This window comes from Paenibacillus tritici (genome assembly GCF_018207515.1).
Lineage (GTDB): Bacteria > Bacillota > Bacilli > Paenibacillales > Paenibacillaceae > Paenibacillus_AQ > Paenibacillus_AQ tritici.
On the sequence record NZ_CP073365.1, the window covers coordinates 1,337,819 to 1,355,247 of the forward strand.

Annotated in this window: 21 protein-coding genes; 18 read left to right on the top strand and 3 right to left on the bottom strand. The window is 53.2% G+C overall.

What is annotated here, in order from left to right; genetic code table 11:
* The first annotated feature begins 20 nt into the window (after nucleotides 1-20).
* Genes KDC22_RS05670 through KDC22_RS05680 form a run of 3 tightly spaced genes read left to right on the top strand, consistent with a single transcriptional unit; the run spans nucleotide 21 to nucleotide 2,899 of the window.
* Nucleotides 21-974 carry an ABC transporter permease gene (locus KDC22_RS05670; RefSeq protein ID WP_211722346.1) on the top strand — a complete coding sequence of 318 codons (954 nt, stop codon included), beginning with the start codon at nucleotides 21-23 and terminating at the stop codon, nucleotides 972-974.
* Nucleotides 975-986: 12 nt separating this feature from the next.
* Entirely contained in the window at nucleotides 987-1,916 is a 930-nt protein-coding gene (locus KDC22_RS05675; protein WP_211722347.1) for a carbohydrate ABC transporter permease, read from the top strand.
* Nucleotides 1,917-1,963: 47 nt separating this feature from the next.
* On the top strand, nucleotides 1,964-2,899 hold the full coding sequence (locus KDC22_RS05680) for a helix-turn-helix domain-containing protein (RefSeq protein ID WP_211722348.1): 936 nt from the start codon (nucleotides 1,964-1,966) through the stop codon (nucleotides 2,897-2,899).
* Between the two features lie 89 nt (nucleotides 2,900-2,988).
* On the opposite strand, the gene KDC22_RS05685 is transcribed toward KDC22_RS05680, so the two are convergent.
* The 3 genes from KDC22_RS05685 to KDC22_RS05695 all read right to left on the bottom strand — a co-directional run bounded on the left by KDC22_RS05685 (nucleotide 2,989) and on the right by KDC22_RS05695 (nucleotide 5,278).
* The gene (locus KDC22_RS05685; RefSeq protein ID WP_211722349.1) at nucleotides 2,989-3,987 is read right to left on the bottom strand and encodes an S-layer homology domain-containing protein; all 999 of its coding nucleotides are present in this window, start codon (nucleotides 3,985-3,987) and stop codon (nucleotides 2,989-2,991) included.
* Nucleotides 3,988-4,053: 66 nt separating this feature from the next.
* The gene (locus KDC22_RS05690; RefSeq protein WP_211722350.1) at nucleotides 4,054-4,893 is read right to left on the bottom strand and encodes an aldo/keto reductase; all 840 of its coding nucleotides are present in this window, start codon (nucleotides 4,891-4,893) and stop codon (nucleotides 4,054-4,056) included.
* Between the two features lie 7 nt (nucleotides 4,894-4,900).
* A complete protein-coding gene (locus KDC22_RS05695; RefSeq protein WP_211723900.1) occupies nucleotides 4,901-5,278 on the bottom strand; it encodes an ArsR/SmtB family transcription factor in 378 nt (125 codons plus the stop codon).
* 185 nt (nucleotides 5,279-5,463) lie between these two features.
* Between KDC22_RS05695 and KDC22_RS05700 the strand changes: the two genes are divergently transcribed.
* The 15 genes from KDC22_RS05700 to hemW all read left to right on the top strand — a co-directional run bounded on the left by KDC22_RS05700 (nucleotide 5,464) and on the right by hemW (nucleotide 17,428).
* The gene (locus KDC22_RS05700; RefSeq protein WP_211722351.1) at nucleotides 5,464-6,051 is read left to right on the top strand and encodes a TetR/AcrR family transcriptional regulator; all 588 of its coding nucleotides are present in this window, start codon (nucleotides 5,464-5,466) and stop codon (nucleotides 6,049-6,051) included.
* Nucleotides 6,052-6,159: 108 nt separating this feature from the next.
* Nucleotides 6,160-7,389, top strand: a complete 1,230-nt coding sequence (locus KDC22_RS05705) for an MFS transporter (RefSeq protein ID WP_211722352.1) — start codon at nucleotides 6,160-6,162, stop codon at nucleotides 7,387-7,389.
* A 287-nt stretch (nucleotides 7,390-7,676) separates the two neighbouring features.
* Nucleotides 7,677-8,273, top strand: coding sequence for a winged helix-turn-helix domain-containing protein (locus KDC22_RS05710; protein ID WP_211722353.1), 597 nt, complete (start codon nucleotides 7,677-7,679; stop codon nucleotides 8,271-8,273).
* Nucleotides 8,251-8,559 (top strand): hypothetical protein, encoded by a 309-nt coding sequence (locus tag KDC22_RS05715; RefSeq protein WP_211722354.1) that lies wholly within the window; start codon nucleotides 8,251-8,253, stop codon nucleotides 8,557-8,559. Before KDC22_RS05710 ends, KDC22_RS05715 begins: the two co-directional genes overlap by 23 nt.
* Before the next feature lie 81 nt (nucleotides 8,560-8,640).
* Nucleotides 8,641-9,096 (top strand): SRPBCC family protein, encoded by a 456-nt coding sequence (locus KDC22_RS05720; protein WP_211722355.1) that lies wholly within the window; start codon nucleotides 8,641-8,643, stop codon nucleotides 9,094-9,096.
* A 6-nt stretch (nucleotides 9,097-9,102) separates the two neighbouring features.
* Nucleotides 9,103-10,425 (top strand): beta-ketoacyl-[acyl-carrier-protein] synthase family protein, encoded by a 1,323-nt coding sequence (locus KDC22_RS05725; RefSeq protein WP_211722356.1) that lies wholly within the window; start codon nucleotides 9,103-9,105, stop codon nucleotides 10,423-10,425.
* Complete coding sequence (locus KDC22_RS05730; protein WP_211722357.1) at nucleotides 10,422-11,666, top strand: beta-ketoacyl-[acyl-carrier-protein] synthase family protein; 1,245 nt, start codon at nucleotides 10,422-10,424, stop codon at nucleotides 11,664-11,666. Before KDC22_RS05725 ends, KDC22_RS05730 begins: the two co-directional genes overlap by 4 nt.
* 32 nt (nucleotides 11,667-11,698) lie before the next feature.
* Nucleotides 11,699-11,917 (top strand): acyl carrier protein, encoded by a 219-nt coding sequence (locus KDC22_RS05735; RefSeq protein ID WP_173139923.1) that lies wholly within the window; start codon nucleotides 11,699-11,701, stop codon nucleotides 11,915-11,917.
* On the top strand, nucleotides 11,914-12,294 hold the full coding sequence (gene acpS / locus KDC22_RS05740) for a holo-ACP synthase (protein ID WP_211722358.1): 381 nt from the start codon (nucleotides 11,914-11,916) through the stop codon (nucleotides 12,292-12,294). Before KDC22_RS05735 ends, acpS begins: the two co-directional genes overlap by 4 nt.
* A gap of 20 nt (nucleotides 12,295-12,314) precedes the next feature.
* Complete coding sequence (locus KDC22_RS05745; RefSeq protein WP_211722359.1) at nucleotides 12,315-13,514, top strand: MFS transporter; 1,200 nt, start codon at nucleotides 12,315-12,317, stop codon at nucleotides 13,512-13,514.
* Nucleotides 13,515-13,526: 12 nt separating this feature from the next.
* A complete protein-coding gene (locus KDC22_RS05750) occupies nucleotides 13,527-13,907 on the top strand; it encodes a cupin domain-containing protein (protein WP_173139917.1) in 381 nt (126 codons plus the stop codon).
* 50 nt (nucleotides 13,908-13,957) lie between these two features.
* Nucleotides 13,958-14,923, top strand: a complete 966-nt coding sequence (locus KDC22_RS05755; protein ID WP_173139915.1) for an amidohydrolase family protein — start codon at nucleotides 13,958-13,960, stop codon at nucleotides 14,921-14,923.
* Between the two features lie 8 nt (nucleotides 14,924-14,931).
* Nucleotides 14,932-15,693 (top strand): cyclase family protein, encoded by a 762-nt coding sequence (locus KDC22_RS05760; RefSeq protein ID WP_211722360.1) that lies wholly within the window; start codon nucleotides 14,932-14,934, stop codon nucleotides 15,691-15,693.
* Nucleotides 15,694-15,747: 54 nt separating this feature from the next.
* Complete coding sequence (locus tag KDC22_RS05765) at nucleotides 15,748-16,056, top strand: TIGR04076 family protein (protein ID WP_036723289.1); 309 nt, start codon at nucleotides 15,748-15,750, stop codon at nucleotides 16,054-16,056.
* Nucleotides 16,057-16,072: 16 nt separating this feature from the next.
* Complete coding sequence (gene hemW / locus KDC22_RS05770) at nucleotides 16,073-17,428, top strand: radical SAM family heme chaperone HemW (protein ID WP_211722361.1); 1,356 nt, start codon at nucleotides 16,073-16,075, stop codon at nucleotides 17,426-17,428.
* Nucleotide 17,429 lies beyond the last annotated feature (1 nt).

The window sequence follows — 17,429 nt, forward strand, 5'->3', positions numbered from 1 at the left end:
AATGGAAGGAGCGCTCTTAAATGAAACCAGCACAGACGACGGTGCCGCCTCAGACCCTTCGCGGGAACGGATGGTTACGTAAGCAAGCCGGGCATGTTCAGCTATGGCTGATGGTGCTTCCTGCGGTTATCTATATCGCCATATTCTGCTATGGTCCGATGTATGGCATTCAGCTTGCTTTCCGTGAATTTGATTTCAGCAAAGGGCTGACGGGGGGAGACTGGGCCGGATTTAAATATTTCGAGCAATATTTCACCAGCCCGATGTTCTGGCCCACGCTGAGAAATACCTTTATCATCGCTTTTTTCTCCATCCTGCTGGGCTTTCCGATGCCTATATTGCTGGCGCTGGTTGTCAACTCGATCCGCAGCAACAGACGCAAGCGCATCCTCCAGACTACCGTATATATGCCTTACTTTATTTCAACCGTAGTTCTGGTAGCGTTGCTGCAGATTATGCTGTCTCCTACCACCGGACTGATCGACGGCTTCCTGAAAACGCTGCATCTGATCCCTGCGGATACGAACCTTATTGGTGATCCCGGCGCCTTCGTCCCTGTGTATGTGATCTCTGCCATCTGGCAGGCGTGCGGCTGGAACAGCATTATCTTCATCGCGGCCCTCTCCTCGGTGGATTCACAGCAGTACGATGCTGCCAGAATTGACGGGGCCAACCGCTGGCAGACGGTCTGGCATGTGGAGCTTCCGGCCATCCTGCCGACCATTATCATCCTGCTAATTATGAATATGGGCAGCATCCTCAGCGTGGGCTTCGAGAAGACTTTTCTGATGCAAAACAGTCTCAACAAACCGGTCTCGGAGGTCATCTCCACGTATGTGTTCAACGTAGGCGTGAAATCCAACCAGTTCAGCTTTGGTTCAGCGGTCGGACTATTCAACACCCTGATTAACTTTACGTTCCTGATGCTGGCGAATGCACTGGCCAAAAAAACTTCAAAAATCAGCTTGATGTAAGGAGGGGATGGGATGTCAAGCAAACAAGCCTCACATTCGCAGAGCCTGAACTACTCTGGCGGCATCGCAGACAGGCTGTATACGCTGGTGGTCGCGGTCATAAGCATTGCAGCGTTCGTGATGGTCGCCTATCCATTGTATTTCATCATCATCGCCTCGGTCAGCAACTCCACCATGGTGAACCAGGGACAGGTCATTTTATGGCCGAAGGCGGTTAATTTTTACGGCTATGAGCAGATTTTCAAGGACACCCGGATCTGGCAGGGATATATGAATACGATCATCTACACGGTGCTGGGCACACTGCTGAATCTGCTGGTTACGCTTCCTGCGGCTTATGCCTTGTCCCAGCGGAAGTTCAAGGCACGCAGGTTCATTATGCCGCTATTCGTCATCACGATGTACTTCGGCGGCGGCATGATTCCTACCTATCTGCTTATCCGGGATCTGAATCTGCTCAATACGCCATGGGTAATGATTGTGAATGGAGCGATTAGCGTTTACAATCTGATTATTACGAGAACGTTCTTCGAGACTTCAATTCCGGAAGAGCTGCACGAGGCGGCTACCCTGGATGGCTGCTCGCATTTCCGTTACTTCGTATCGGTTGTGGTCCCGCTGTCCAAGGCGGTAATTTCAGTCATTACGCTCTATTACATGGTCGGTCACTGGAACGACTTCTTCAACGCTTTGCTCTATATCAATACGGATAGCTTACAGCCGCTGCAGATTGTCCTACGCAATATTCTGCTGTCCAATCAGGCGTTCGCCGGCGGAGCCGGATCAGGTGCGGGAGCCGGTGCGGGCAGCTATGCCCAACAGTTCGCGGATCAGATCAAATATGCAGTCATTATCGTATCGACGGTGCCGGTGCTGATTATCTATCCGTTTATCCAGAAGTATTTTGAGAAAGGTGTAATGATCGGTGCAGTGAAAGGCTGAGTCATGCTGCGGGCTGCATCTTGCGGGCCGGGAGGGAGAGAACTTCGGTGAAAAAAACGCTTGAACTGCTGGAACCCATCGGCGAGCCCGTCTCTCAGGATATGAAAGAGAAGCTTACTCATGGCAGCAGACAGTTCCGCATGAGCGTGCATGTGACCAAGGTACCTCCCATGAATAATCTGGTGCTGTATTCCCACTGGCATGAAGAGCTGGAGCTGCTGTTCATGCTCAAGGGGGCGGCCAAGTTCCATGTGGGGCAAGAGAAGATGGTCGTGCAGAGCGGAGAGGTGGTATTCATTCAGCCGAATATGCTGCATTCTGCGATCCGGCTGAATCAGGAGGAGATTATCTTCTGCGCGGTGCTGGTGCACTTCAATTTCCTCTCCAGCCTGGAGAATGATCAGATACAGCAGCAGTATGTCTTCCCGTTGTTCTTGAATAACCGCCGTTATCCGCTGCTGATCAAGCGGGAGCTGGAGGAGAAGCTGCGGCTTATTCCACTGCTGGAGGAAGTACGGGATCTCTATCAGCAGGAGGCTCACGGCTATGAAATGCTGATCAAGGCGAGGATGTTCGAGGTGCTGTATCGTCTGGAGAAGTGTGCGGCCGAGCATCCGCCTACGGGGTTGCCCGGGCAGTCCAGGGGCGGCAACAGTTCCATGCTGGCCAAAAAAACGCTGGCCTACGTCCAGCAGAACTACAGCAAGCGGATCACACTCTCCGATATGGCGCAGCAGGTCAATATGAGCCCGTCGTACTTTTGCCGCTTCATGAAGAAGCAATTCGACCTGTCTCCGATGGACTTCCTGAACGAATACCGGATCTCGGAGGCGGTGAGCCTGCTGGAGACCACGGATAAGAAAATCATGGAGATCTCCGGTATGACCGGCTTCAGCAATGTTAACCGTTTCACGGAGATGTTCAAGAAAACCTACGGCTGCCGGCCGATGGATTACCGGAAGAGACTTAGGCAGAACCGGTAGGCGGAGCAGGATAGACTAAGAAAAAGCAGTTCCCCGTGGGGAACTGCTTTTAACTTCTCGTTGATCCATCCTTGGAGGATCGTCACATCTTATTGAGTCTGGGTGGACGGCTGCAGCCAGCGCGAACCCATTACAGGCTCTGCTGTCGCGGTGTAGCCTGCGGGCAGATATGTGGATACCGAACCTTTGGTGATCACCTGAGCGTACATTTTATCCGGGTCAGGCAAGGTGACTTTGAAGTAAAGCACTGCTTTGGTGGCACTGGTGAACTCGATACGCTCAACTACCAAGCCGTAACCTGGGTTAGGCAGATTGTCAACGGTGATGGTGGCTTTGTTGACGCCTTCAGCCGCTTTTTCCAGGACTACATCCGAGACGTAGTTATTGACCGGAACCGGCTCCGGTTCAGAAGGCTCAATCACCGGATTATTCGGAGTGATCACCCGTGCGGCAAAATCAGCGGCATCATGGATCATCACCGCAGCCTCGGAGCGTGTAATGACATCTGCCGGGCGGAATTTGCCGTTGTCCAGGGTAAGTACCTTCGTGTTCAGCAGGACCTGGAGACTGTAATTAACCTCTGGAGAGAGTTTATCGCCATCCTCAATCATGAAGAACATTTTGGTGACCGGGAAATTGCCCTTGCTCTGCAAGACTTGCGTCAATAAGTGGGCGAATTCTGCCCGGGTCATAGGCGCGTTCGGGTCGATATCCTTCGCCAGCGTAAGGCCGCTCTGCTGAGCAATTGCGAACGAGGAAGCATACCAGGCATTATCTTTTACATTGTCAAAAAAACTGCTGGCCGTGGAAGCATTGCTGTCCGTCCCCGGTTGTGGGGCAAGCGCCAATCCCTTGACAAGAAACTGGATGGCTTGGGCCGTAGTCACTTTAGCCTTGGGGGCAAACAGATCACTAGTTATACCGTTGATCACACCCGCGTTATGCAGTGCATTGATTTTGGTTTCGGCAGGATTTCCTTTAAGGTCCGAAAATGCAAACGCGGACGCTCCAAACGATAAGCTGGCAGCCAGGATTCCGCACGCGATGCTCATTTTTTTTGCGTGCTTCGTTAGATTAGTTGGTTTCATTGTGCATCACCTCTATATACTAAGATGGTCATTTGAGGCGAAATGTTGCAGTTGGTGCAGAAAAATTTATGACAGCGGGATAAAACGGGTTGTCCATAGGTAAAATTTGTTCTGAGGATCAACAAAGCCCCGTTTATTCTGATCCAGGGCAGCGATTTGACCCATCTCTTCGTCAGACAGAGCAAAATCAAATACTTCCAAATTTTGTTGCAGTCTTGCGGGAGTGACCGATTTCGGAATCACTGCGATATCCCGCATAAGGTTCCACCTCAGGATGACTTGCGCCGCTGTTTTATTATACTTGGCTGCAATTTCGGCCAGTACAGGGTGGGCAAGTATCTCCTTGTTCCCGTGTCCAAAGGGGCTCCAGGCAACATGCTGTATCCCGTGCTTGCCCATGTATTCATGAAGCGCACCTTGCTGCAGCAGCGGGTTCGTCTGGATCTGATTCACAGCAGGAATGATGGTTCCCTGCTTCATAACCTTGTCCAGATGCTCCTGCTCAAAATTAGATACCCCAATGGCCCGGATCTTCCCCTCCTTGTACAGCGATTCCATGAGATGCCAGCTCTCCAGGTAGTTCTTCGCTGGCCAGTGGATCAGATAAAGATCAATATAGTCGGTTTGCAGTTTTTGCAGACTGGTCTCAAACGCCTGACGGGTCTTCCGCCCCAGATCAGTACTCCATACCTTGGTCGTAATAAAGATATCGCTTCGCTTGACGCCTGATTTCCGGATGGCCCTGGCGACCAGCTCCTCGTTGCGGTAAGCTGCCGCCGTATCCAGATGCCGGTACCCGTTATGGAGCGCCCAGAGTATAGCGTCTTCATTATTATCTTTGATGTTATACACACCCAGACCAATCTTTGGCATTACCACACTGTTATTCAACACAAAATGTTCCATTGCAGAGTCACCCTTCCTCTTTCATTACTGGTGTAGAGCTAGCTTGAAGCTGGTGTACAAACGCCGCAGAGTCCTCAAAAAGCTGCTTCAGCTTGAACAGGTCACTGTGTAAAACCTCTAAATAGTAGTAGTTCCTGGTGCCAACCCGTCTCATACAAATGAAATGGGCATCCTTCAAAATCTTCATATGGTGGGACACGGCCGGGCGGGACAGGTTGGTTCTGGAGGCGATCTCACCCACCCGGCTCCCTTGATTGGATTCACCGCTGCCTTCAATCAGGGCCAGAATGATCAATTGGCGTGTCGGATCTCCAATCGCAAATAAGGCTTGTTGACATTCGCTGAATGCTGCGGCAAGCTCATCCAACCGCTTTTTTCGGTCCATATTGTCCAAGTTGCCTACCCCCTGTATCGAATGGTTTAATCTTGTGGACGATTATAGCATAAGAAGATATCTAATCCTCATTGGGAAAGAAAATCGAGACGAATCGTCTTCATTCCAGGCTTGCATTCCCTAATATAACCCCATATAATTAAACCGAACAGTCGGTTTTATGTAGGAGGAATGAAATGAGTACACCCAAAGGTTCGGTAAAGCGGAGTTTGATCCTTGACCAGGCGCTGGAGCTTTTTGTGCAGAAGGGATATGCCGCCACCTCGATGGAGGATATCGTCAAGCACACCGGGGTCAGCAAGGGCAGCATTTATTACCACTTTTCCAGCAAAGATGATTTGTTTGTGAGTATGGTAGAGAAAATAAACCGCGAATGGGTGGAGGAGTGGGCGGAGATTCGCCGCCAATTTCCGAAGGTCGGAAGCAGACTGATGGGAGCAAGCTTGCATTTCGTGAACAGCTTCCAGAGTCCTCTGACGAAGGTCGCTGAAGAATTTTCTATGAATATGCAGGATGGTTATCAGGAGGTGCATGACCGGCTGATCGAGATCTCAATGGTGCAGATTGAAGTATTCACCGAGATATTCCGGGAGGGGATGGAGCAGCAGATTTTTACTGAGGCGGACCCGGGCAAGCTGGCTGTGTTATTCACCAGTATGTTAAGCGGCTTGACGCTGTACCCCCAAGTGTTCCCCAAAGACGGGATGCACCAGCATACGCAAGACGCGGTGGCTGTGTTATTAGAGGGGATTCAGAAAAAGTGAACGAAGCGGAGCCTGTTCGAGTGGTTGAACCGAATTTCTCGGGCAGGCATGTTTATTTGCGAATAATTAAACCGAACGGTCGGTTTTATCTACGAAGGAGGTAATTACATGAAAGAATTATTGCGCAATCGGGTATTCCTGCTGGTGATGGCTTCGGATGTGCTGCAGCAGGTGGGAATATGGGTGCGAAATATGGCTTTGCTCTATTATGTGGTGCAGCAGACGCAGGGCGACCCGGTGGCTGTGTCTTTGCTTACGGTTGTGGAATACGCGCCGATTTTTTTGTTTTCCCTGGTGGGCGGTGTGCTGGCTGACCGCTGGCGTCCCAAGCGCACCATGATCTGGGGTGATATTCTAAGCTTTCTCTCCATTGTGCCGATTTTATTCGTGGTGGCCTGGGGATACTGGCAGGCGGTGTTTGTTGTGACGATGATTTCCGCGATTGTGTCCCAGTTCTCCCAGCCTTCCTCGTCTAAGCTACTTAAGACTCATGTCCCGGAACAAGAGTTGACGGCTGCCATGGCAATGACCCAGATGGTCAGCTCGCTGTTCATCATCCTGGGCCCCATCCTCGGCACCTTTGTGTACTACACCTTCGGAGTTATGGTTTCCTTAAGCAGCCTGCTGGTAATCTTTGCGCTTTCCGCTTGCTTTTTGTTCTTCCTGCCCGATTCCCCGCGCTCCATGGAAAAGTTGTCCGTACAGGCTGTAGTCAGGGATTTACGGGGCGGTCTGCTCTACCTGCGGGAACATGCCAACTTGAAAGTGTTGATGGTGATGTTTGGCGTCCTTGCCTTGGGAGCCGGATTGACTGCTCCGCTCGACATCTTCCTGGTTACGGAGCGGCTGGGATTGGCGGAAGCAGACTTGCAGTGGTTTACCGCCTTGTCCGGATCGGGCCTCTTGATCGGGGCCATAATCGCCGCCAGCCTGTCCGGCCGCCTGAAGGGCAAAGGGGTGGTTTTCGCCGGTTTGATTTTGCTTGGAGCGGGGACGATGATTGAAGTATGGTCGGTCTGGCCGGTGCTCACAGGCGGGATGCGGCTGATTACCGGTCTGTTCCTGGCTTTGACGCAGACTGTAATTGGCACATATATGCTGACTTTGGTGCGGGCCGAATATATCGGACGGATTAATGGCCTCATCACTCCAATTTTCACCGGGTGTACGCTGATCGGGACAGGACTTTCTGGCATGCTGGTGGCGCAAAGCTCGCTAATCTTTGTCTATATGTTATCCGGTTTGATTTTGATGCTGGCGGCCCTGGTAGCGCTTCGTCTACGCTTCGATTACCCTGTGGCTAAGCAGGCAGACGGGGTAGAAATAGCGGGTAAGTAATGCTGATAGAGGGCTGCCGCAACCCAGAGGACCGTAGCGAAAATGCGCGGCCCTTTTTTTGTTCATTTTTCAAGTAGAAAACTATGATATTTTTCCTTTTTTATCCTAATTAATACTATAAAATAGAAATAAGAAGCTTGGTGAAATTAGGTCAATGATGAGAAGAATGGATTGGGGAGAAGCGCATGCGGGTTGCACTGGTATGTTGTGCGGGTTCCACAGAGCCTTGTGAGGATTGTAGGTTTCAGAATGTTCATTCTTTTTTTGCCCGGGTGTACGGTTGCAAGGTGTTTCATTTCAAGGAGCTTGATGCGCTGGTTGATATTGTGAAGGAAGGCCTGAGGTTTGACGGTGTAGTTGTGAGCACTCCGGATTTCAACCCGGGATTCCTTCATACGATGCAATATCTGCAGCAGCTGCTTACGCTGAAGATGTTCATTATTGTGGAGGAGACCGGCACTCAGGGCATTCCTGTCCAAATCCCGTCTAATCACATTTTCTTCGGCAGATATGAACGCCATCGCTTCCAGGATGAATTATTCAGCCGTTTGCGCTGCTGGTTTGACGAAGGGCTAAGCAAGGACACCCCCTGCTCCAGACGATCTAAGGGGATCGCGCTCAACCTTCACTCCAAATCCTTAAAAGTCGGCGAGACGGTCATTGAACTTACCTGTAAGGAATTTGAACTGCTTGACCTGCTGCTGGAATGCCAGGGCCAGTATATCCCCACCGAGCAGATTCTGCACCACCTGTGGGACAGCTATACTTCTCCTGAAATTGTCAGGCAGTATGTATATAAGCTGAGACACAAAATTGAGATGACCGCCGGCCGAAGCGATGTCATTCTGTTCCGCCGCGGGATTGGATATTCAGTTAGCCTCTAGATCTGACAATTTATTGTCAGGTCTTTTTTTTGCGGCGTGGGTGAAAGAGGGAGGAGAGTTGGAAAAAAGGCACTTAAATCTTCCGCAACAGAGTGTTATGGGGAAGCAGTTGGAAAAAGTACACCTCCTCCACCGAATCTTACGGATTCAGCAGAAATTGGGCCTTGTAAGTGTTGTTTTTCCAACTTATTTCTGGAAATCCATCGCTGACGCCAAATTAGATGTACAAACTCCACTTGTGTATATCCACCGCGCTTCTGCAAAAAAAGGAATAACTGTAAATTAACGCAAACTTAACAGCCGGGTTATGTCTCCAGCTGAACTTTAGCGTTACGATGTTCCTAATACTATTGGGGAGGCATGTATAGTGGCAACGATTCAGAACAGTATCTGGATTCATGCAGACCGGATCACCGTATTTGACAGGACCAATGACATTGCGGGCTGGACAGACTTATTCACGGAATATCAGGAAACGCGGGTGCTGGAGCAGGGGGACGCCTACATCCGCTTTGAGCTGACTACTCATCCCGAGAGTAACCGGCCTTCGCGCTCATGGATATCGGAACGATGGCTGGACCGGCCGAACTTCCGGATTACCGCGAAGCGCCTGGAGCCGCTGCTGCCGTTCAAGCATATGAACCTGGAATGGCTCTATGAGGAGCAAGACGGGGGTACGTACATGACCTGGATTCAGGAGTTCGAGGTAGATCCCGCCAGCGGCCTCACCGAAGAGCAGGTTGAAGCCCATCTGAACCGCACGACCAAGGAGCAGATGGCAGCAGTCAAGCACAATATCGAGAAGCAAACGGTTCGGAGCTGAGGCTGGATGGAGAATGTGACGGGAAGAAGAGTTGTGATCACCGGAATGGGGCTGCTTACTCCGCTAGGGAATACGCTGGAGAAGTTCTGGAGGAATAGCCTGGAGTGTAAGGTTGGATATGACAGCTTGCAGGGTTATGAGCATATGGCCTTGAAAAGCCGGGTCACCGGAAGAATACCGGAGTTCGAGCATCTGGGCCGGACGGCCGATGAAGCGCAGAGGGCTGGCATGGGCCGGCCGGGTATACTGGCGGTCAACGCCGCTGTACGGGCGGTCGCCGATGCACGGCTGGAGTTCACGAAGGAGCTGCGGGAGCGTTCCGGGGTCTGCATCGCCAATGCGATTGCCGATACCCCGTTCTCGGAGCAGACCTTTCTGCGGATGACGGAAGGCGGCCAGGGGCCGATTGATCACGGGTTCTGCCAGGATGACCTGTACCGCCAGGGCATGTTCTCTTATATAGCTTTTGAAGTGGCGCATGAGTTCGGGCTGCAGGGAGAAGCACTGGTGATGTCAACAGGCTGTACTGGCGGCATTGATGCTGTCGGTTACGGGTATGAATCTATCGCCGCAGGTGAACACGACATTATGATCTGCGGGGCAGCGGAAGCACCGATCAGCTCCATGACCATTGCTTCGTTCGATGCGATTGGTGCCTTGACCTCGAAGTTCAACGATGATCCGAAGCGGGCCTCCAGACCCTTTGAGAAGAACCGGAGCGGATTCGTGCTCAGCGAGGGTTGTGCGGTTGTTGTGCTGGAGGAGCTGGAGCATGCGCTAAGCCGGCAGGCCAACATCTATGGTGAGGTCACCGGATTCTCCAGCACGAACAATGCTTTTCATATGACGGATTTGCCGCAGAACGGGGATGCGCTCAGTCTGACGATGAACGAGGCGCTGAAGAATGCCGGCCTTACAGGGGAGGACATTCAATATATTAATGCGCATGGAAGCTCGACTCCGCAGAATGATGCATTTGAGACGGCGGCTTACAAAAGAACCTTCGGCGACCTGGCCTATTCCATTCCGATCAGCTCGACGAAATCCATGGTGGGTCATCCGCTCTCGGCAGCAAGCGCCATTGAGATTGTTCACTGTCTGCTGGCCCTGAACGAAGGCTATGTCCCGCCAACGGCCAATCTGGACGAGCCGGACCCGGCCTGTGATTTGAACTATGTGCCGAAGCAAGCGTTAAAGCGTGACCTGCACCATATTCTGACCAATGCAAGCGGGTTCTCCGGCATCCATTCAGCGATGATTCTGACGGAGAACGAGTTCAGTAATATGGCAGGGAAGCTTCAGACTGAGCAATGGATGTGCAGCCCATGAAGAATAAAGTGTTCGTAACCGGAGTTGGCATGGTAGGGCCTTGCGGGAATAACGCAGGGGCATTCTGGGAGGGGCTTCTGAGCGGCGTCAACTATATGACTCCGCTTCAGCTTGAGGGTACGGTTGGCGCCGCACCTCCCTTCGCCGGACAAGTCAGAGGGATGGAACCGGAGCGGGTCATCTCGAAGCGTCTGCTTAAGAAATGCTCCCGTTTCTCTGTGATGTCGATCCTGGCCGCTAAGGACGCCATGGATGATGCCCGCTGGGAGCTGGGTTCGATGAGCCGTGAGCGGATCGGCATCTTCGTCGGCAACAACTCGGGGGGCTGGGAGAGTGCAAGGAATGGCCTGCGCGTCCTGCATACCGAGGGTGCCCCCTTCATTGACCCGAACCTGGCGAGCAACTGGTTTCCGGCTGCTGCACAGGGGCATATGTCGCTGGCTTTTGATATTAAGGGTTACAGCAAGACCGTCATCGCGGACCGGAGCAGCGGGCTGCTTGCCATAGCGTATGCGGTCAGAGCCATCCGCAGCGGGATTATTGATGCGGCCATCGTGGGCGGTGCAGAGACGCCGCTTGATCCGTGGGCGCTCTCCTTCTACAACTCGGAGGGGCTGCTGAACCTGAAGGCGGATAGTCCGCAGGCAGCTTACCGGCCGTTCGTAGAAGCCCGGAACGGAATGGCGTTAGCCGAAGGGGCGGCCTTCCTCTGCCTCGAATCGGAGCGCAGCCTCCAGCGGCGTGAGGCGTCCGGGCGGGTGAGAGCGAGTATCCAGGGCTTCGGATTCACGAATGACGGGCAGGAAGCGGCTCCGCTGGAGGACAGTGTGGCGCAGTGTGCCAGAGCCATCCGGCTGGCGATCGGGCATTCGGATACGCCGCCGGAGAGCATCGGCTATCTCTCCCTGGACGGGGCGGCATCCTCCCGTGAAGACGGGATTGAATGCTCGGCCATCCAGGAGGTATTCGGCGCCAGTGCAGCAGACAAATGGGCGGGCTGTCCCAAGACCTCCTTCGGCAACACGGTTGGAGCCGCAGGGGCGTTCGACGTCGCACTGAGCGTGCTTGCCATGAATCACGGGGAGCTGCCCGGTCTTCCGTATCTGGCGGAGTCTGTTCCAGACCATAACTTGAACTTTGTGCCGGGAATCAGCAGCCGGATAGCGGTGGAGTCCTCACTTATTCTCGCCAGAGGGAGGGGAGGCGTCTCTTCGGCACTGGTTGTGAACAAGGAAGCGTAAGGTCCATTAACTCTAACGGGAGGGTGTATCTAATGGTATTCGAGAAGATTAAGGACATTATTGATGACATTGGAATTGAGGAAGAGATTACAGAGGCATCGCATTTGTATGAGGATCTGGCACTGGACTCGACAGAGCTGGCGCTGGTCTCAACAGCCATTGCCAAGGCCTTCGGCATCTTCATTGAGAGCAAGATGCTCAAAACCTATACAGTGGCCCAAGTGATGGAAGCTGTTGCCTTGAAGGCATGATTAGAGGGATTGGCATGGATCTGGTCAGCGTTAGCTTTGTGGAGCAGATGCTGGCGAAGTGCGGTGAACATTTCATGCAGCAGTACTTTTCCCCGGAGGAGAGGGAGCTGTTCACCAGTAAAAAAAGACATGCGGAAGAATTCCTGGCCGGCAGATTCGCCGCCAAGGAAGCGCTGCTGAAGGCCATTGGAACCGGAATGAACTGTGAGCTGGACTGGAACGGGCTGGAATTCCTTAACCACCCCAGCGGCCAGCCCTATCTGGTTCGCAGTCCGAACCTGGAGCCTTATGTACAACAGCAGGAGACTATCCATGTTAGCATCAGTCATCACGGTGATTATGCTGCCGCATTCATCATTATTGAGAGCAGTCAATGACTGTGAGGAGGACGATTCACATGAGCAACAACAAAATTTTCACACTTTTAGCCGTCAATATTCTACTCGTATTTTCGATTATGGTCAGTATCTTCCCCATCGCACCGCTGATTAGCAGTGATCTCGGCATGACCTCCGGTGAGATTGGAACCATCGCGGGGATTGCCTCGCTGGTGATGACGTTCCTGTCGATTCCATCGGGCGTCTTCGCCGACCGGTATGGGCGGAAGAAGATTATCGTTGCCTCCATGGCCCTGTCAGCAGTGGCCGTGTTCATGGTGGCGGCTTCCCACGGGGTGATGTTGTTTACGGCAGGGTGGCTGCTGTTCGGCTTCGCCAGAGGGTTCGTGTCCACGCCGATTTTTGCGGTGGTCATGGATGTGTGCAAGCCCGAAGAGCGGGGCAGAGCGATGGGCATTGTGTCGGGGGCGATTGGCGCCGGGTCAGTGCTGGGATATGTACTCAGCGGCCTGCTCAGCAATTATTTTGGCTGGCATACCTCCTTCGCAGTGCTGGGTTCCCTGCTGCTGCTGTCGACGCTGGTTACGACTGTGCTGCTGAAGGAGACCGGGGTCAAGAATGCAAGCAAGAGCATCGGGCAAGCGTTCAAAAGTTCATTCAAGTGGCTGGGCGTCCGCGAAATCCTGCTGGCAGGAATTGTAGGAACCCTGTGCTTCATGGTGGGTGTGTTTACGACCTTCCTGGTGCCGTTTGCGGCCAAGGAACAGGATATTTCCCTGGTGCTGCTCAGCCTGCTCTTCATTCCTTATGAAGCCGTAGCTTCGTTCGGGGCGGTATTCATTGGCTGGATCTCGGATAAAGTGGGCAGACATGCGCCCCTGATCTGGGCCCAGTCGATCTGTCTGGGAGCGCTCGTGCTGCTGTATGCGCTTGACTTCAACCCCTGGCTGCTGACCTTCGGCTATGCGCTGATTGGACTGACTGAGGGGCCAATTATCACGCTGGTCAACACGATTATTACGGATAAGGTCATCAAGATCAATCCGATGGAAATGGGCGCGGCCTTAGGGACCTTCCGGACCTTGCAGGGAGTCGGGATTGCGCTGGGATCAACGCTTGGCGGCTTCTTTTACAGCAGGATCGGCACGCATCCCAGCTATCTGGTAGCCGCCGGACTCATGGTGCTGACGATTCTGATCTCGCTGGGCCTCGGCAAAAAAGAAGCAACAGGTGTAACCGAATATAAATCAGCCGGATAAGGGAGTGCAGTGATGAAGCAGATGTACGCGAGTACAGTGGTTCAATTGGAGGATGTGCCGGTGGTTCATGCCAGGGGAGGACAGATGCGTGTGCTGGCCAGTCCGGCAACGATCGGGGCCACGCAGTTAATTATGGGCCATGTGCTCCTCCAGGCAGGGGAAGAGATCAAGGAGCATCTCCATGATTACGGCGAAGAGACCGTATTTGTGGTCCGGGGACAAGGCACGGCGTTCATTGAAGATATCCCGCATTCCATTCGGGAGAACTGCCTGTTCATTGCGAGGAAGGGAGAGCGCCACCGCGTGGTTAATGAGGGGCCGGGCGACATGGAGCTGGTCTTCGCCACGGCACCGCTGGCCCCAAGGCCGGAGATCGGTCATAGAGAGGTCTAGAGTCCTGCGCTTGCAATGCTAATTCTAAGCAAAGTGGTGAGAAGAACAACGTGAAAAGCAATCTTGTTATTGTAGATACTCATGCCCATTTCGCCGTCAAGGAGAATAAGAGTCTGGAGCTTAGTCTGGCTGGAGCCGGAACCGTCCCGGATTACAAGAAGCAAAGAGGATTCGACGATCTGCAGTACTTGAAGAAAATGGTAGGTGCGGCTCAGGATGGATTCGTCGATGACAACAATCTGCTGGAGGATTATCTGGCCTGTATGGCCGAGAATCAAATCGCGATGAGCTGGGTTCATCAGCTTAGCTTCGAGGATGTGTACGGCTATGAGGTGCTGTCCAATGAGAAAATCGCTGAAGCGGTCCGGGCGCATCCCGACAAGCTGCGCGGCTTCGCCAGCGTCAATCCCTATAAGGGGAAGGAAGCGCTGGTCGATCTGGATTACGCCATTAATACGCTCGGCATGCAGGGCTTCAAGCTGAACCCCAATGATTACGGGGGCTTCGTCCTGAACGACCGGGAGCTGCTGTACCCGCTGTATGAACGGTGCAGCGAGCTGGGAATTCCGGTAAGCGTGCATACGGGGATTACGCCGGGCAGTATTTTTCGGATGAAGCATAACTACCCGATTCTGCTCGATGATGTTGCGGTGGATTTTCCTAACCTGACCTTGATTGTGGAGCATATGGGCCATCCCTGGAATGACCTGTGCTATTACATGGTGGGCAGGCACGACAATATGTATGTGACCATTACGGCCGTAGCCAACATCCTCATTCACAACAATCCCAAGGTGTTCCGCATGGAGCTGGCCAAGATGATCTCGGTCTGCGGCAGCCATAAGATCCTCTGGGGCTCGGACTGGACGGTCACGCCGAACATCGCCGAAGTGCTGAATTATATGCAGAAGGTAGCCATTCCGCTGCCCATGAAGCTGATGATGGGGGTGAAGGAGATCAAGAAGGAGGATGTCCAGAACATCCTGGGACTGAACGCACTCAGAATTATGAAGTAGGTGAGGGCATGACATATCATTTCATTGATCTAAGTGTGCATATGGAGGAGAATCCGGGCGAGTTGGCCCCGTACGGGTTCGAGCAGACCGGCCATAAGGAGGGGGCAGACCGCTTTGCCCGCCAGTTCGACGGAAGCCGGAAGGACTTTCCGGGAGAAGAGTTCCTGAACATGGAGATGATCACCGCTTCCACGCATACAGGGACACATTTCGATGCCCCGCTGCATTTCGGCTCCATGAGCGAAGGCAAGCCGGCAGCATCCATTGATCAGGTGCCGCTTGAGTGGTGCTACGGCGACGGCGTGGTATTGGATGTCACGCATATACAAGCGGGGGAAGCGATTGAGCAGCCGGATATTGAGCAGGCGCTTGAGCGGATCGGATACAAGCTAAAGCCGCTGGATATTGTGCTGATCCGTACAGGTGCGGACCGGCATTGGGGTACACCCCGGTATCTTACGGATTACCCGGGGATGAGCCGGGAGGCCACGCAATATCTGACCGGGCAGGGCATCAAGGTGATGGGCATTGACAGCTACGGGTTCGACCGGCCGTTCAAGAATATGATCGGCGATTATAAGCGGACGGGCGATAACGCCTATCTGTTTCCGGCCCATTTCTGGGGAAGGGAGCAGACCTACTGCCATATGGAGCGCCTGGCGAATCTGGAGCAGATTCCGGTTCCGTACGGCTTCAAGGTGGCTTGTTTTCCGGTTAAGATCAGAGCGGCCGGGGCGGCTTGGGTCCGTGCAGTGGCGATTGTTGAGTAGCGTATGGCTAATTAAGTGAAACGAATCACACAATCCAATGAGGAGGGTTTACGAATGAATTATGAATTTGAACTTAAGGTAACGGGCGTTAAAGGGCATTGCCGGGCAGGGCACAAAGAAGGGGATATTATGAAGGTCTCCCCGCTGAATGCAGGCAATCTCTGCGGAACGGCATTTCATGCGGTCTTCCCTATGCTGCTGGCGCTGAACATGGATGCGAAGCTGCCGTGGGACCCTGAGGGCAATATTGTACACTCGGCTTGCCCGGATATGCGCAACCAGATGACCATGGAGATCCGCCGCATCCCGGTGGAGCCGTCCGAAGATTCCCCATATGCGGGCCGGATGCTGCAATCCAAATGAAGGGGGACCGCTCCATATGAGCAGAGCGAAGCAATATGTTGAATTGTTCAAAGAGAGAGATTCGATCTGTGTCTCTCATTATCCGGTGCCTGTCTCTCAGCATGAAGAGTCTGAAGTAAGGTCGCTGATGGAGCTTGATCAGGTGAATACCAAAGATACGCCGACGGCCTTGTATCTGCACATTCCCTTTTGTGATGCTACCTGCTCGTTCTGCCCGTTCAACCGTTATCTGAAGCGGCAGGATCAGGTGGATGATTATCTGGCGGCAGTCCGCAAGGAGATCGACAGATATGCGGCTACGCCGTTTGGCGGCAGCATTACAGTCTCTTCCATTAATCTCGGCGGCGGTACTCCTTCCTGCCTCTCCACGGAAGAGCTGACCGGCATTCTGCAATACATGAAGCAGGCCTTTCATGTTGAGGAGGATGCCATGATCTTCATCGAAGGCAACCCGCGGAATTTCACGGCAGACAAGCTGGAAGCCTTATCCCTGCAGGGACTGAACCGGATTAGCGTAGGGGTGCAGACCTTCCAAGAGGAGCTGGCCGGGCTGCTGGGGCTGTACCATAGTGTCGAGGATTCCTTTGAGCTGGTGAAGAATGCCCGAAGCTGCGGAATCGACAATATCGGGATTGATCTGATGTACAATCTGCCGGGTCAGACGCTGGATCAGTGGCGGGCGGACATCCTCACCTCTATCGAGCAGGAGATCGACCATATCTGCGTAATTTCGTTCTGTGTGGTGCCGCATACCCAGATTGCCTCGCGTATCGCTGACGGTAAGATTCCGGGGATCGGAGATGTCTACAGGGAGATCGAGCTGTATACCATTGCCAAGGAGATGCTGCTGGAAGCGGGGTATGTCCAGTACAGTGTGATTGATTTCGCTAAGCCGGGCAAGACGGACCGCCACGCTACCCTGTACTTCTCGGAGCAGGCGCATATGATCGGGATCGGTGCGGCTGCCTTCGGAATCATCAACGGCTATATGTATATTAACAGCGGGAATCTGAATGAATATATGACCCGTGTGCAGGACGGGCTGCTGCCGGTCAATTGCGGGGAGAAGGCTGACGAGCTGGAACTGGCGCACGGAGCGATGGCCAAAGGCTTGCGGATGCTGTCCGTTAACCGTGCGGAGTTCGTACGGATGTTCGGGCAGGAGCCGGAGCAGCTGTTCCCGGATACGATTGAGCGTCTGGTGCAGGACGGGCTGCTGATTCAGGATGCCGAAGGGATTCGGCTGACTGATGACGGAATTATATGGGGCAATAATGTCAGCAAGCAATTTTTCTCCGCGAAGTATGCGGATTACGGGCTACAGCACCGGATGAAGCTGGCCAAAGGGCGTCCGGTACATTCGGTAAAATGAC

Coding starts and splice junctions, on each gene's coding strand:
- KDC22_RS05670 (WP_211722346.1), top strand. CDS start 21: ATGAAACCAGCACAGACGACGGTGCCGCCTCAGACCCTTCGCGGGAAC.
- KDC22_RS05675 (WP_211722347.1), top strand. CDS start 987: ATGTCAAGCAAACAAGCCTCACATTCGCAGAGCCTGAACTACTCTGGC.
- KDC22_RS05685 (WP_211722349.1), bottom strand. CDS start 3,987: ATGAAACCAACTAATCTAACGAAGCACGCAAAAAAAATGAGCATCGCG.
- KDC22_RS05690 (WP_211722350.1), bottom strand. CDS start 4,893: ATGGAACATTTTGTGTTGAATAACAGTGTGGTAATGCCAAAGATTGGT.
- KDC22_RS05695 (WP_211723900.1), bottom strand. CDS start 5,278: ATGGACCGAAAAAAGCGGTTGGATGAGCTTGCCGCAGCATTCAGCGAA.
- KDC22_RS05700 (WP_211722351.1), top strand. CDS start 5,464: ATGAGTACACCCAAAGGTTCGGTAAAGCGGAGTTTGATCCTTGACCAG.
- KDC22_RS05705 (WP_211722352.1), top strand. CDS start 6,160: ATGAAAGAATTATTGCGCAATCGGGTATTCCTGCTGGTGATGGCTTCG.
- KDC22_RS05725 (WP_211722356.1), top strand. CDS start 9,103: ATGGAGAATGTGACGGGAAGAAGAGTTGTGATCACCGGAATGGGGCTG.
- KDC22_RS05730 (WP_211722357.1), top strand. CDS start 10,422: ATGAAGAATAAAGTGTTCGTAACCGGAGTTGGCATGGTAGGGCCTTGC.
- KDC22_RS05735 (WP_173139923.1), top strand. CDS start 11,699: ATGGTATTCGAGAAGATTAAGGACATTATTGATGACATTGGAATTGAG.
- acpS (WP_211722358.1), top strand. CDS start 11,914: ATGATTAGAGGGATTGGCATGGATCTGGTCAGCGTTAGCTTTGTGGAG.
- KDC22_RS05745 (WP_211722359.1), top strand. CDS start 12,315: ATGAGCAACAACAAAATTTTCACACTTTTAGCCGTCAATATTCTACTC.
- KDC22_RS05750 (WP_173139917.1), top strand. CDS start 13,527: ATGAAGCAGATGTACGCGAGTACAGTGGTTCAATTGGAGGATGTGCCG.
- KDC22_RS05760 (WP_211722360.1), top strand. CDS start 14,932: ATGACATATCATTTCATTGATCTAAGTGTGCATATGGAGGAGAATCCG.
- KDC22_RS05765 (WP_036723289.1), top strand. CDS start 15,748: ATGAATTATGAATTTGAACTTAAGGTAACGGGCGTTAAAGGGCATTGC.
- hemW (WP_211722361.1), top strand. CDS start 16,073: ATGAGCAGAGCGAAGCAATATGTTGAATTGTTCAAAGAGAGAGATTCG.